15 protein-coding genes are annotated in these 13,683 nt (G+C 54.6%); 5 read left to right on the forward strand and 10 right to left on the reverse strand.

The annotated features are described in order from the left end of the window. Positions 1–34: 34 nt before the first annotated feature. Complete coding sequence (locus tag BLS87_RS30815) at positions 35–520, forward strand: 3'-5' exonuclease family protein (RefSeq protein WP_143024527.1); 486 nt, start codon at positions 35–37, stop codon at positions 518–520. A 29-nt stretch (positions 521–549) separates the two neighbouring features. Then, entirely contained in the window at positions 550–1,416 is an 867-nt protein-coding gene (locus BLS87_RS30820; protein WP_083370814.1) for an alpha/beta fold hydrolase, read from the forward strand. Here BLS87_RS30820 and BLS87_RS30825 read toward each other — a convergent pair. Next, a complete protein-coding gene (locus tag BLS87_RS30825) occupies positions 1,394–2,014 on the reverse strand; it encodes a hypothetical protein (protein WP_074758851.1) in 621 nt (206 codons plus the stop codon). The genes BLS87_RS30820 and BLS87_RS30825 overlap by 23 nt on opposite strands. A 1,193-nt stretch (positions 2,015–3,207) precedes the next feature. Here BLS87_RS30825 and BLS87_RS30835 point away from each other — a divergent pair. Both BLS87_RS30835 and BLS87_RS30840 read left to right on the forward strand, forming a co-directional pair. Beyond that, complete coding sequence (locus tag BLS87_RS30835) at positions 3,208–3,774, forward strand: DUF6630 family protein (RefSeq protein ID WP_074758855.1); 567 nt, start codon at positions 3,208–3,210, stop codon at positions 3,772–3,774. A gap of 292 nt (positions 3,775–4,066) precedes the next feature. Continuing rightward, the gene (locus BLS87_RS30840; protein ID WP_074758857.1) at positions 4,067–4,687 is read left to right on the forward strand and encodes a hypothetical protein; all 621 of its coding nucleotides are present in this window, start codon (positions 4,067–4,069) and stop codon (positions 4,685–4,687) included. Between the two features lie 152 nt (positions 4,688–4,839). Here BLS87_RS30840 and BLS87_RS30845 read toward each other — a convergent pair whose 3' ends face one another. From BLS87_RS30845 to BLS87_RS30890, 8 genes are all read right to left on the reverse strand, one after another. Continuing rightward, the gene (locus tag BLS87_RS30845) at positions 4,840–5,349 is read right to left on the reverse strand and encodes a ProQ/FinO family protein (RefSeq protein ID WP_074758859.1); all 510 of its coding nucleotides are present in this window, start codon (positions 5,347–5,349) and stop codon (positions 4,840–4,842) included. A gap of 1,384 nt (positions 5,350–6,733) precedes the next feature. Next, positions 6,734–7,390 (reverse strand): histidine phosphatase family protein, encoded by a 657-nt coding sequence (locus BLS87_RS30860; protein WP_074758863.1) that lies wholly within the window; start codon positions 7,388–7,390, stop codon positions 6,734–6,736. A gap of 129 nt (positions 7,391–7,519) precedes the next feature. Further along, on the reverse strand, positions 7,520–8,311 hold the full coding sequence (locus BLS87_RS30865) for a hypothetical protein (protein WP_074758865.1): 792 nt from the start codon (positions 8,309–8,311) through the stop codon (positions 7,520–7,522). Positions 8,312–8,519: 208 nt separating this feature from the next. Then, positions 8,520–9,332, reverse strand: coding sequence for an inositol monophosphatase family protein (locus BLS87_RS30870; RefSeq protein ID WP_074758867.1), 813 nt, complete (start codon positions 9,330–9,332; stop codon positions 8,520–8,522). A 105-nt stretch (positions 9,333–9,437) separates the two neighbouring features. Further along, the gene (locus tag BLS87_RS30875) at positions 9,438–10,589 is read right to left on the reverse strand and encodes a tyrosine-type recombinase/integrase (RefSeq protein ID WP_074758869.1); all 1,152 of its coding nucleotides are present in this window, start codon (positions 10,587–10,589) and stop codon (positions 9,438–9,440) included. A 217-nt stretch (positions 10,590–10,806) separates the two neighbouring features. Further along, positions 10,807–11,649 carry an OST-HTH/LOTUS domain-containing protein gene (locus BLS87_RS30880; RefSeq protein ID WP_074758871.1) on the reverse strand — a complete coding sequence of 281 codons (843 nt, stop codon included), beginning with the start codon at positions 11,647–11,649 and terminating at the stop codon, positions 10,807–10,809. Then, complete coding sequence (locus BLS87_RS30885) at positions 11,646–12,143, reverse strand: hypothetical protein (RefSeq protein ID WP_244165928.1); 498 nt, start codon at positions 12,141–12,143, stop codon at positions 11,646–11,648. The genes BLS87_RS30880 and BLS87_RS30885 overlap by 4 nt, the downstream gene beginning before the upstream one ends. Positions 12,144–12,179: 36 nt before the next feature. Continuing rightward, a complete protein-coding gene (locus BLS87_RS30890; RefSeq protein WP_074758873.1) occupies positions 12,180–12,548 on the reverse strand; it encodes a hypothetical protein in 369 nt (122 codons plus the stop codon). 388 nt (positions 12,549–12,936) lie between these two features. Here BLS87_RS30890 and BLS87_RS30895 point away from each other — a divergent pair, with 388 nt between their 5' ends. Further along, on the forward strand, positions 12,937–13,278 hold the full coding sequence (locus BLS87_RS30895) for a hypothetical protein (RefSeq protein ID WP_074758875.1): 342 nt from the start codon (positions 12,937–12,939) through the stop codon (positions 13,276–13,278). 86 nt (positions 13,279–13,364) lie between these two features. Here the strand turns inward: BLS87_RS30895 and BLS87_RS30900 are convergent, their stop codons facing one another. Next, positions 13,365–13,682, reverse strand: coding sequence for a helix-turn-helix domain-containing protein (locus BLS87_RS30900; RefSeq protein ID WP_074758877.1), 318 nt, complete (start codon positions 13,680–13,682; stop codon positions 13,365–13,367). Position 13,683: the final 1 nt, after the last annotated feature.

Genomic DNA, 13,683 nt, shown 5'->3' on the forward strand with positions numbered 1-13,683 from the left:
GCGACCAGTTCCAATCAAAAGCGAGGTGGTAAGCGTGGAAATGCTTCAATGGTTTGTTGACTTCGAAGCTTCCGGTATCGCACCGGATAGCTATCCCATCGAGATTGCGGTGGTTTCAGCCAACGCGGAGTATCAGTCGCTAATCCGCCCGGTTCGATACTGGACGCACTGGTCTTTCGACGCTCAGGACATGCATCAAATTTCTAGGGATCACCTGCTAGCGGATGGCCTCGATCCAGGCAGGGTCGCAGCGGAACTGAACAAGCTTTTTAAGGGTGCCAGGCTCTGCTCGGACTCACCTCAAGATGTCTTTTGGCTCAATACTCTTTATGAAGCTGCAGGTCTGGAGCCCACGTTTGAGCTACTGCCGTTGGAGAGCTTTGTCGGACGTGTCATCGCCGATCAGATCTATCGAGCGCTCCCGCCGAGGCGCCAGCATAGGGCTTTGCCAGACGCCAGAGAGCTCATGTCGGCTGCCCTTGCGTACATGACAAGTAAAGGTGGGTTGACCGGGTGCTGAACGGGCATTACGAGGCAAAGGGAGGAATCATGACGACGCACAGACTTACCATCAAAGATATTCAGGTGAACGTTTCAATCTGCGGTCAAGGCTCGCCGCTGCTCTTACTCAACGGCCTAGGTGGTTTGATCCGTACCTTCGATCCCCTGCGCGATGGACTGGCGGACTACACAACGATTACGTTGGACGTACCCGGGGTTGGCGACTCGCAAATGCCTCGGTGGCCGATGCGTTTACCGCGCCATGCCGATTTCATCGCCGAGATGCTCAAGCAACTGGGATTCGACCAGGTCGACGTGTTCGGCGTAAGTTGGGGCGGTGCACTTGCCCAAGAATTCGCCCTCCGTCACCCGACGATGGTGCGCCGCTTGATCCTCGCGGCGACGTCAGCCGGCCCGATAGTGCTGGTGAAGTCTGCAGATATTCTCGATTTTTTTGGTAGTGGGAAAGGCCACACATCGCGCAGGAAAGAGGGCTCGCGTAATTCGATACAGACGCTGCTACGCTTCGGTGTGGTGAAAGGCATGCTCACCACTAACCCTCGGACTTATTACTACCAGCTCGCAGCACTGGTCGGCTGGACGAGCTTGCTGCGGCTGTTCCGTCTGCGCCATCGCACTCTGATCCTCACCGGAGACCGCGACCCCTTAGTACGAATCTACAACGCTCAAATATTGCGCCGCACCATTCGCCGTGCCGAAGTGCACGTTCTGGCGGGCGAGGGGCATTTTTTCGTTGTCACGAGCGCGAAGCGAACCGCCGAACTAATCCGCAAATTTCTTTCCCAGCAGCACGATGATGTAAGTCCCGCCGATGACCGAGATCGGCAAGGTCAAGGAGCTGAACTCGAAAGCCATGCCACCTCAGGTGAAGCTAACCTGAATTTGTTGGCGTAGGGAGCGGCTCGCCCATCACCGTAGCGTAAATTTCACTTTGTTCGGTTTCTGAGAGGAAGCCTGAGGCAGGCGAGAAAAGTCGAAGTTGATGTGCATGATCATCATGCTTCAACACAGTTTCTGAGATCTCTTGAACTGTGTAATTAGTAAGCAGCACTCGCCACTCTTCGACTTCTGCCGAATTGCCTACCAGTGAAATACTGGTCTCGAATTTTGCCTCTACCTGTTCCCACAACCCTTCGTCAGCAACGAGTTTCGCGAGATTTGCCTTTTGAAGCTCATACGTAAGGATGTAGTTTTTGGCCTGCCCCACCTTGGCCGCTGCCTCGCGGAAGGGTTGCAGATCAATGGCATGGAGATCGTCCATTTCAAGCATCGCTTGAATCAGCAGTTCGGTCGCGCGCTGTTCCCCAAAGATGACATGAAGACCATCGCCGATATTGATCATCACACTGTCTTTCTTGACCATGATGCGTGGCTCACCCACATATTCATCAGAGGTGCTTTGTGTGATCGGTGCCAGCGCTGTCATTACATAGATCAGGCTAGTGGCCTTGATTGCCATCAGGAACAGTCTCTCGAAGTCTGGTAGTAGCATCTGGTCTTACTCCACAGATAACGGATTCGACGACTCGACATCACCTCCATGTCTCGAGCCGGAGCACGGACGTGAAGCTGAGGTCACCCCTTTATCCCGGACTCCGTGTGCCATACGATCCAATCGTCAGGCTCAAATCCAAAAGAGCGAGACTAGCGTGAGATCACGATGGCGCCAGTGCAAGCGGAGCGCGCAGGCGCGAAGGGTGGAAGCCCGGAGGGCCGAGACGCCCGGCCGAGGGCGGCCCGGTTCACGACAACCTGGCCGATAGGCGCGGCAACTCAGCCATAAACTCTCCTCAATCTACCGACCCGGTGAATTAATGGACTCCACCCAACCGGCTGCCAAAACGCCGTGGCTCTAGCGACGGTAATGGTGGCTTGCCTGTGGATGATGACGCTCCCAATCTCTACGGCGTTCAGCTTCTCTACGGGCTTGCTCTCTGCGCCAATGGGCTCGACGCATTTCTTCTCTGCGGGAGTGCCATCGACCGTCGTGCCAGTAACGGTCGCCCTGGGCTAGCATTGACCCGGATGTTGAAGTGTCCAAGCTCGCCAAGTTAGGCCAGGGGTTTTCCACGGGATGGGATGTGGACTGGGCAACTGTCGGATCCGCCGGCGTAGCTGCACCGTGCCGCATCTGCATGGCTGATACGTTGCTCACCACCGTGAGCGAGAAGAGACCTGCCAGCAGCACTTTGGGAATGTAGGATTTCATTCAGGAATGCACCTCAGCTGAACAATGGAAGGCATGAATATCGGCCTAGCTTGATCAAATAGACCTGAGGTAAAGAAAAAGTTCGGAAGGTGGTTCGGTTGAATAGCCATATAAAACAACAATTTACATGTTTCTTACACTGTCTTGACAGAGGCGGTGCTCGACACAACGTCGCGTCGGTGTTCGAAAACAAGAGTCAAACCACCTATGGGCCGTCAACGGGTCGGAGGTCATCGCTTGCTCTAAGTCGTTCAGCGTTCATCAGATGGGTATCGCTGGGTAGTGCCGTAGGGTTTGTGAGCAAAAGCGCGTGAGGATAGAAGCCCGCAGGGCCAAGACGCCGTTTGGCGGCTTGGTTCACGATAGCCGTGCCGCAGGCCACGCCCAACTGATGTGGCACTCAATGCTCTAACCTGGGTAAGAACTGATTATCGATGGGGCAGGGCGCAAGCCTTCTGTCCAAGGAAGGGAGATGTATGGGATTTCTGGATAGATTATTCGGTGGCCGCTTCACTCAACCTCCTCCTGACGAGCCACCGTTGAGTGACGCCGCAATCATGCGAGAGCTTCATCCTTTCCGCGCTGAGCTCAAGGCTTTCACCCAAAGTCTACTGGCACGTCTCCCTGAGAAGGAGCAGGCGCGTCTCGTCCGACGAGTTATGCGTCGCTATGGGCAAGGAGAGGAGCCATCCAGCGCGCTGACAGAAGGCTTGCTGGATACGGATAAAGGGCAATCACTCGAGCACCTCATCCTGCTCGCCATAGATTGGAAAGGATTCGATGGTTTCGAATATCTGGCCCCATATCTGACCAAAGTCTGCGGCATCCAAGAGCTGTATCCCTACGAGCAATGCGAAGGGATGACCGTTGTGCAGGTGCTGGTTGAGTTTGATGAGTGGCTAACCAAGTTCGGCAAACGCTATCTGCACCTGAATACCGGTGGTGACGAGTACGCAGGCTTCATCGTGGATCTCGACCGCGTCGAAACCATGATCGCTATGGCCAAAGACGCCGGCATTCAGGCGAGGCTTGAGGCCTTCTAACGCAAGGCGAATCGCCTCTATCCCGATTGCACTTTCCAGTTCCAACCGATGCTACTGGCGCAGGGATCTGACCGACCCTGTCGATTGGATAACCGCCTCAAAATGGGTTGTAGATTAACGGCTCTTCGCTGTGTTGTCGGGGGAGTATCATCAATGGCTTATCTACCTATGAGGGTGCAGTCATGTTCATCAGCGTAAAGGCGAGTGACTGCCCGTCGGCAATGCTTTAAGTTCCTCCCGCAAAAAACGCCACCGCGTTCTTGCAGTGGCAATACAGCATGGAGTGCGCTTAATGCAGACGTTCAAATCACCTCTTCGTTACCTGGCTGCGGCGGTAGGCTTCACCGTAGCGGCGACCTTCGGTGGATGCGTGATGATCCCCTACGAGACGCCTGAGGCTAAGACCCAAATCCAACACGATCTGAAGCTTGAGCCCTCGGATATCCAGGCCGTATCAGAGACCAACTGGTGTTTTCATCCATACGGTAGCGAAGCAAGTTGCAAAGCCACGCAAGGCTTGGGAGTGCTGACCAGCAAGGGCTTGATCCTCAGCCTGTATAGCGACCACACGTATACCGAGGTCACTCGCATCCTCCCCGAGCAGGTGCAGTGCGTGAAGACCGCTGCTGGTCGCACGGGTGTCGAACCATTCATGGTCTTCACCGAGGACAAAGCAATCATGCTCGCAGCCATCACGCCCGGTGGCCAACTGAATGTGCCCGTGAAACTCAAATTCTTTGATTATCTTGCGAGTCGTGGGCAGCACGTATTCACAGGATCGGAGGGGTCGTTTGTGCGTAAAACCGATCGACAGCAGACTGTCGGTGGCGTCGTATCAGGCACGACTGTTCCTTGGCATGCAACGCTGGACGTGTGGGAAGTGGTTAATCCCTGCCCGCAGGTAAAAGACTGATAGGACAAGCTTCCCATCAGGCACGTGAGCATTAAGGTGATGCGCGCGTTTTCCCCCACTCAAACTTGTGCGGAGCGAGTAGGCCTGAAAGGCCGAAGGGGAATGCAGCCGCGCGCTCCTGGCTGAAAGGCCTTTGAGTTAGCTAACTTTTCTCAGTCCGTTGCTTGCAACACGGTCGCATCGGCGGCGGGCGCTGGCGCCACGGCTTTTGGCTGAACGCGATTTCGCCTGTCTTGGCCACGTTGCCGAGAGGCTTGCCGCTTCGCATGAAGCGCTTGTGACGCCGTCACGATCCCAACTGGCTGCCCGTTCAAGTCCACGCGCGGTGCATTTTCCATCATGCATTTCCAGTACCGGGATCCTTGGCACCAAGTGGAGATGCCTAGCTTGAGCTGTTCGCTGGTCAACCCTAGCAGCTCCAAGTGTTGCTCGGCATCCTTGAGAATGCCTTCTTTGAGCGGAACCTTCGGAGCCGGATTGACGGGGAACGCCAGTGGAAAATGCTTCTGCAATGGCCAGATTGCTTCTACGGCTGGATCTTGATTGCGAGGCTTCACCTGTGGAGGAGATTTACGCTTGGGGTGTTTCGCGCGTTCGGCCTTTTGGGGCTCCTTTTCAGCCCGCAAGCGGTCACGTAGCTCAGCTAGTTGTTCAAAACCCATCGTTCTATTCACTACTTCTAGGTTGATTGCGTGGCGCAAGGATATTGCATGGAGGCCTAGGTCGCAGCAGAAACAGGACAAACTGCTAATTCGCCGGCGTCTCGAGTGGCTGTCCATGACCAGGCGTGACGTGATGGATGGGGGGATGCGCCTGACGAGCACCGTTTCGTTCAGACTTCCCAGTAGGTGATGCACAGTCGCGGGAAACGATTCGCGCCGGAAATGGCCAAATCAGTAACCCCCTAAAATCGAGCATCGATGACTAGGAACGAATGTTGGGTTTACAGACGGAGAGCATGGGCATTCGCATTGTGTCTGTGGGTGGTAGGCGCAGTGCTGATTGGCTATGTCCACATGAGCCTTCCAGGTCGCGGTTGGGGAGTCTGGATGAGCTATCTGATGTACTTCCTGGAATTCTGGTATCTGCTCGGCCTAGGCGAAATGCACAGGTGGTTTTACAGCTGGTTTACTCGGGATTCCGTGTAGGAAAGTTCGGAGAGCTTGCTGGCGCAATGGCGAGCGGGAGGAGACGTCAGAGTCGTATGCCAAGGCGGTCGTCCGCTAAGCCAGATTCGAGAAAGTCCAGCCAATCCCAGGCTCTCGTTGCAGATGAGAGTAGTGTCTGGCTCCTCGGATCGAATTATTTGAAATTATGGCTCAGCCATAATTATTGCTGAGCGATAATTTTGCGAAGGAGGGCGGTCGTCAAAAGATGAAAGCCCGAAGGGCCAAGACGCCCTCTGGCAGCTTGGTTCACGACGTGCCGGAGGCCACGCCCAGCAGCTTAGAGTCTGAATCGCTGCGACCTTATTGGTACACGCTTTGACGCTTGAGCCAGTGACTAAGCCGCTGCTGTTCGGTGTACTCAAGCTTGCTTAGCGACGACTCGAGCATTCGTACGACAGTGGTGTGATCCTCATGCGCTGGAAACCAGTCTGCGAGCTCGACATTGCAATGCTCATTTTGACCAATTGCCCAGGCCGTAACCATGTCAGCAGCGGCACGGAAATGGTCTGCCATGTAGATCGCTGAATCGATATGCTAACCACGTTTTGCGAGTTCTTCGCGGGCATCAAGCACACCAGTGGCACCGAAAAGAAACGAAGTGTCGGGGCAGTGGATGCCCGCTAACGAGGCTTTCACCTGCCCAGTGTCTCTGTTCCACTACCCAAGGAAATGCCATCCTCCGGTAGTCGAACCCGGCCAAGGAAAATTTATCGCTGCTTTCCCGGTGATGTAGTGAGTTTTAGTGACCCGAGTAAGGTCGAGATCGAAGTTCGCCAACAGGTAGTCCTCGAACGATTAGAGCTTAAGGCCGGCAAGCGGAGCGCGCAGACGCGAGGATGTCTGCCCGCAGGGCCAAGACGCCGTCAGGCGGCTTGGTTTACGACAGCCGTGCTCGCAGAGCCGCGCCCTCAGCATCCCTCGATGTAAGCCTCCAACCACTATCACTTTGTCCGTACATGAGTTGGTACCCGCCACAATTCTCCACGTGATTAACGATCTCATACTCTCGCCAATCCACCATCGCGCGACTATCGATCTCTGTAGGCTGTCGCTCGATCAACCACGCGACGGCGTTGATGAACTGCCCATGCGAGAAAACCACAATGTCTTCCGCCGGATGAGCCGCAAGCCGCCTCAAAAACGCTTCTGCCCGCGATACAAACTCAAGGAATGACTCTGCACCATCACCGTCTACGAACGTGGGATTGGCCTGGTTCCAATACTCCCGCACCCAGTCCCGCCGCTGAGCCACTGAAGTGTTTACGCACCTTGCCGGCTCCAGGTATGTGAACTCCTGAATTGGCCACGTCTCCATGGGGACAGACGGGAATGCGCTCGCTGTGAACTGAGCGGTGGCCAAAGCGCGAGAAAAGGGCGAAGTGACGATCAAGTCTGGAGCTGTGGCGAATGAATGGGCGACTCGGCGAGCCTGATCAACGCCGTGCTCAGTGAGGGGTATGCTTTGGTGATCCTGAGTAGCCGCACCGGCGTTTGCTGCACTTTCACCGTGTCGTATTAGCCTGACCAACTTCATCATTCGCCTTATTCTCAGAGAGGCTGGGGGAGGGCCGACCTACGCGAAAAGTCGAATCCAGTGCAGGGCGGCAGACCAGATCCTAGCATCCACAAGGCCTAGGTTAGCCAGAGCCCTCGTCAAGGTCTGTCACACCTTGCTGACAGTGGCAAAGATACCGCTACGCATGAAGAAATGACGAACCACGTTCATAACGAATTTCCGGTTTTCTTTCGCCTCGGCATGGGTTAAGCCAGCAAAGAACATTTGCCTGTCCGTCTCAGCTTTGATCTCTTCAAGGAAAATGACCGTTTCCTTTTTTGAGAGCGTTGCACTGAGCTCACGGGCCGGCCACTTCGCGACATAGCCCATAAGCAAGCTGTAGATAAGCTCAACGTCTGTCCGCGCCTGGTACGCGTCTTTGTCCTTGAGGTAGTCAACAAACCGATCACGAAGAAATTGTTGAGACGACTCGCTTAGGGTTGAGTCGAGGTAGGAGAGATCAATGACGAATGAGCCGCCACGAATCTCGAACCGCTCGCTGTAGTAGTTGATACGTTCTGGCAATGGCGAGGCTTCTTGGTACAAGCGCATGGCACAAGTCTCATCCTGGCTCAGCGCAAATTGAACGTCCTGCTCACTGATCAGCCCACCCGTCAGTAGCCAGTCACCGACAGCCCAGACGATTTTCAGAGCATCTGCCGCTGGCAAGTCGACTTCAGCAGCGAGAAACCCTCTGAATTCCAGGAGCGCTCTTGAGGTAAAGAGGTGATCATCTGGGGCATCGGTGACGCCAAGAAAAGCGTCGAAGAAATGCAATCCCTCAATTGCTTTCTGTAGCCTTTCCGGCTGCTGCGCATAGATCCCCGGCAGCACTGCCATGACCTTATCCAAACTCAGGACTGCCCATTCAGATGCGAGTATCTGGCTTGGTTTCAGCATGGCTGCCTCCATTCTTTTGAATTGCGACCCATGGGGCGCATATGGTCTGAACAGCGAAGTGTTCGCTGTTCTCCGGTAATCCATGAGCGGCAGAACAGCTCTGTAGCAAGCTCAGCGGAGCACGCTTGCGTGAAAGTATGGCTCTTATAGCTAGTGCGCCGACTTCTCCTAAGTTGTCGCTGACAGCGGTGCTCGAAAAGGCCCCCATCTAAGCAAAGACCTTGTTCCAGTCGCGCTTGTACAACTGCAAGCACGCACTGGCTGCGCCGCCGAAACAGCGGTTCGAGACTCGAGCCATTTGCGTATCCGTCTCGTACCGAATGGGAAGGCCGTTCTCGTCGATCAGGACGCCCTTCGAGCCAACGAGCAAGGCATGGCCGGCGACAACGTCATGTGCGCTCACGGAGTACAGCGAGACCCCACAAACACCATCCCCGGCAGCGACCCGCGCAAGGCGATAAGCGATCGAAGGCATTGCATCAAAATGGCCAGGCGCACAAAGCTCCCTGTTGATTTCCGGCTTGCGATCAGCCGCTGCGCTGACCATCACCTTGCTCTCTCCAGAAAGCTCCTGGTTCGACAGATCCACGACCACCGGCTGACCATTCCTCACCAGATGATCCATGCCCACAGCCCAAGCTATGCAATCCGGAATTCCATGAGGCGTCACTGGTGCATACACCACACCCAAGACCGGTTGCCCGTTTTGCAGCAAGCCAACAGAAATCGCGGAACCCTTCAGTCCACTCAGGAAATCACTCGTACCGTCGTTAGGATCAACAACCCAGCACAGGGCCTTGCCTGTCAGCGAGTGAGGCGTTTCTTCGCCCCACCAATCGGCGCTGACAATCTCCAGCAGCTCCTTCCTGAGCAAGACCTCAATCACAATGTCAACGTCGGCCTTGTCCCCCGACCCCCTCGGGCCGCCAGGTCGAGCTGACTCAGACGAGATCAAAACCCCTGTGCGCTGTACAACCTCGATCACTGCCGGCAGGGTCTGTTGAAATTCCAGAGTGGCCATATGAGTTCCGTTCACGAAGTGGGGGAGGGAGCGGCCAGCCAAACGTCGGAATGGATTTGGCTGGTGGCAAGCTCACTGGTTTTGGAGCGGGTGGTACTGAGAGAGTTAGTCCAGCGTCCTTGTTGGCGAGCCATGGCCCATCATCTCCGCAGCACGTTGCAGCGTTAACGAGTGGCTAGGATGAGCGAAAGATGAGCGAATGCTGCTCGGCGTGAGCTGTTGTCGCTCGATTTGAGCGTCGCGAAGCCAGCGGTTAAACACCACGCTGACCTCCCGAATACTCAAAGGCTTTGAGGCATCTCTGGCAGAGGGGAAGAGGTAGTCCGTTGGAGACAAGTGGTACTCCTGAACGTACGTGCGGAGCAGTTTGGGAGTAATGGCTGGAGCCAAAAAACGGTGCATTGATCTGTGGGATTTGAAGGCGTTGATCCGCAACTTCACTACCGCCTGTGAGATGCTGACGTCTTCGACCTTGATTGACGTCAATTCAACCATGCGGATACTCGTCGACATAAGCATGGCTCGCAAGCAAGCCTCGCGAAGGCTTTTGCAGCTGTGCACCGTATTTCCCAAAGCCATCAGCGCGGTGTTGCTCAGCAATCTTGGGTCGGCACACAGCGATCTGTCCATCCAGGGCTCACAAGGCACGCATGGACTCTGATCTGGGAGTTCATGTGGGCTAGCCTGAGGGCGTATGTTGCCCGCTGCTAACGTATCTTGGTGCTCCGAGGCGGTGTCGAGATGAGTCTCTTTTTTGTAAGTATGGATCGAGAGCTCTGCTCCGTCGCGAGCCGAGGAGTCGAATGACTCGATACCTAGCGAATAAGATTCCAAGACTTCCTTTGCATCATCCCAGCACTTGAAATCAGAGCCGCCCGAAAGCGCCTCGGTTTCGGTTGCGAAACTTACCACCCAAGACCCGTCGCCAGTTGCAACGACGTTTGCCCACAAGCTCTCAATTATAGGAACGGTGGCACTGGCCACGGCTGAGTCCAAAAAGATGTAGAGCTTGTTCTCTTCAGCGGCGATGAGTTTCACCGGTGACAACGTACCTGAGGCATAAGCCCGCTCCAGGACTCCAATTAGGTCGTCATCCAACTCTTCGCCGTACAACACGGCAAACCGTTGGGTGCCAGTCGCCGGCAAAACTTCGAGGTTTGGGCCTTTGGTTTGTTGGCAACAGAAGACCATGTGCTTCATGGCATCGGTAGGTTCGACAGGGTCGTATTCGAGGTGTAGCAGGGCTGAAAGCGGCATGGCAATTTCTCCTCTGTGGTGAGGGAAGCCAAGCTCATGGAGCGCACTCGGTCAAGGTTTTTTTTAGAAAAAAATCTTATTAATCATGATATTACGTAAATTGACAGATGCCATCCATCAGGATTGTTCAGTCTCTTTGAACGTCCAAAAATCAGCCGATTTTTGGATGAATTGACGGAAGAAACGGACGAGCAAAAAATATCTCCAGACCCATTTTTCAGGCGCCTGTTTGTTCGGGTTTGCTGCGGTAATGAATCCGTGAATTGCCAGACTTGGGGTCGATACTTTTTCGAGTTTCAAACAGCCCTGATTTATGGATCACCTCACGCCAGCTGGCACATCCATACCGACGTAGTGTCTGAGCGGGATACGTCATCGAGCACCAGCGGATGGCCTCTGACAGAGGCGTCCAACCACCTTGTGATAGGGCTTCCTCGGCGTAGATCAAGCTGTCGGTCAGACCGTTCACCGGCCAGGAAACTGAACCATCCTGATCAATGCCATCAAGGAAATCCTGCAGTGCTGAATTGAGCAATTCTCGGATATTGTCAAACGATTTTGCCCAGTCCAATAGGCTGAAGTAATGGTTTGCGATCGATTCGAGGCTCTCTTCCAAGAACGCTTGCGCTTGATTACATCCATGCAGACTTCGAATATCAAAACGCTCAATGAAATGGTGCGCGAGCAGATTACGAAGACTCACCAATTCCGTCAGTGCGGATTTGGTTTCCAGAAAACTTTCCTCAGATACGAGCATTTTCGATCTGAACCGAAACCATCCCGCTTGGCCTGAAGATGGAGCATCAGATCCCTCGCCATCAGACGCGACCATGTAGTCGTCGGTGAGAATTCGTACGAGCTGGCCAAGGGTTTTGTTCTGCAGACCTTCGGCCTTCTTCTGCTGCAGGCCCAGGATCTCGTCGACTGGGCCTTGAAGATCAATGTGGGCCGCTAACCTTTTCAGCAGCATCTCGTACTGTTGAATACGCAGCAGGCAGCGGCCCAGTGCTTGTTGCACCAGGATCTGAGCGTCGGCTATCTGTGGAGCGGGTTCATTCATCTGAATCTCGAGTCAGTCGCCCCTGAGGCGGCTAAGTCGCGCTTCCAGCGTAGCGCCGCTATAGATATGAACTGACTTATGGCTAACGAGCCTCTCTCGTTCCTGGCCTTCGAGCCAGGATGCGAGAGCGCCGTTTCCACTTTCTCACGGCTGGCCTCGTACATTGCGAATGCGTTGAACTCAGTATCGAGCAGCACCAACAGCACAAAGTCGAACTGCTGTTGTAGATTGATAGCTCCCATGCGACCGGTGATTCTCGCAGGATTTAGCACACACCGACCTTTGATCTGGATGCTTACAGACCCATGCTCTCGGGTTTCGGTTGCGTCATACCCAGCCTGCCTTGCGGGATGGAGAAGAAGGCCGAGTTTGGTGGCTGCTTCGTATTCGGCGACCTCACCGGTGATTCCAAGTGGCTTTCCGGTCAGGAGGTAAAACCTTCGTGCAAGCACCTTCGCTTCGCGGAGAACCTCTAAGACTTCGTCTTTGATCACGATACTGGACTCCCCCGACAGCACAGCGTTCGACACTCAATTGGTTCTAGTGGTCGTGCCTGGCGCAGGGCCTTCGCTGTACGTGTAGTTGATCACGACATCGTTGCGGATCAACACGTCTAGGGTCTTCTGGGTGCCCGTCGTGGTCACCTTCATGGTCACCACATAGCTCTGGGCATGAGCAGAACCGTTGGTGTAGGTGTAGACCCACTTTTCGTCAGTCTCGCTTACCGGGCTTTTAGCGTACGGCTCGCCAAAGAGCGACTTGAGCTCGGTTACTGTCGTTTTTCCTTTGGTGATACTGGAGACATTGGCCGAAGGGAAATCCCGGCCAGCGGTGAAGTTTGATGTGGCGCAACCTGACAGCGCGACCGACAAACATACAGCTGCGATGAGCTTGATCATCTTCGTCCTTGAGAATAGAAAAGAGAAAATACTAACTGGCGATCATGTTAAACGCCATTGCAGTCGTGAACTGCTCTGCCTGACATGCATGGTTGGATTAGTCGACCTCGAAATGCGGTTGTGCAATAGGGTTGAGCGACAAGCCTGGCAGTTCGTGAAAGCAACGACAGGCTGACGCAAGCGGAGCGCGCAGGCGCGAGGATGGAAGCCCGTCAGGGCCGAGATCGCGAGAATCGCGAGCTCGGTACACGACAGCCGGCCCGCAAGGGCGCGCTCACCTCATCGCCAGTCATGTAAACCATCCAGCTTTTCAGCTATCTCTATTGGCAGAGAATGTGCACGACCTCGACGCTCAGAGGAAGGCCATCCAGATTAGGAGGAATGCACCATGACCGACGACCACGCTGATACAGATCTCAGAGAACAAGAGAAGCTCCGAAGGAAAGCGCTGTGGCCGCTATCAATGCTTCAGCCTGGCGATCCTAAAGCGAAGCCGGTGGTTGATGTCCTCGATGGCATTGATCGCCGGGCCGCGAGCGATAAAGCGGGAGGTGTGGATGAGTTGAACATCGTCGTGGTGACTGAGCTTAAAGCACACGGTTTGCAGATCGTCCGTGAAGCCAGCATCCCTCAGCCATGGCGTGAACGATTCCTACAAGCAAGTATGGGATCTACTAGGCACGCGGACGGCCCGTACCTGCACGACTTTCAAAAGTTTATCGTGATGTGAAAACAAGAAATGGAGCACCTGCAGGCCCATCGAATCGCCGAGGTGTCAGAGCGGAAGATGTAGGAGGGCAATGATAGTCGGGTGAATCAGCTCCCGTTTTTCAGCCAATATCGCCTCACAGTGGTCGCCGGCATGCCCAGCTTTTTCGCGGTCTCACTGATCGACATTCCTTGATCTTTACACACCAGCACCGCAGCCAATTTTTCCTGATTGACTTGAACACCTGCGGGCCGAGACACAAGCTGACCCTCTTGAAACTGACGTTTAAAAGACTCAGCGTCGACCTTCAGAGCATCCAAAGCCTTGATGTCATGCTGGATCTCTTTGAGGACATCTGCCGGCGACCCATCAGCCCCAAAGCCTGAAGAGAGCACCAACAAAGAAATGGGGTTAACACCCAACACT

It is taken from the genome of Pseudomonas abietaniphila (genome assembly GCF_900100795.1).
Classification (GTDB): Bacteria; Pseudomonadota; Gammaproteobacteria; order Pseudomonadales; family Pseudomonadaceae; genus Aquipseudomonas; species Aquipseudomonas abietaniphila.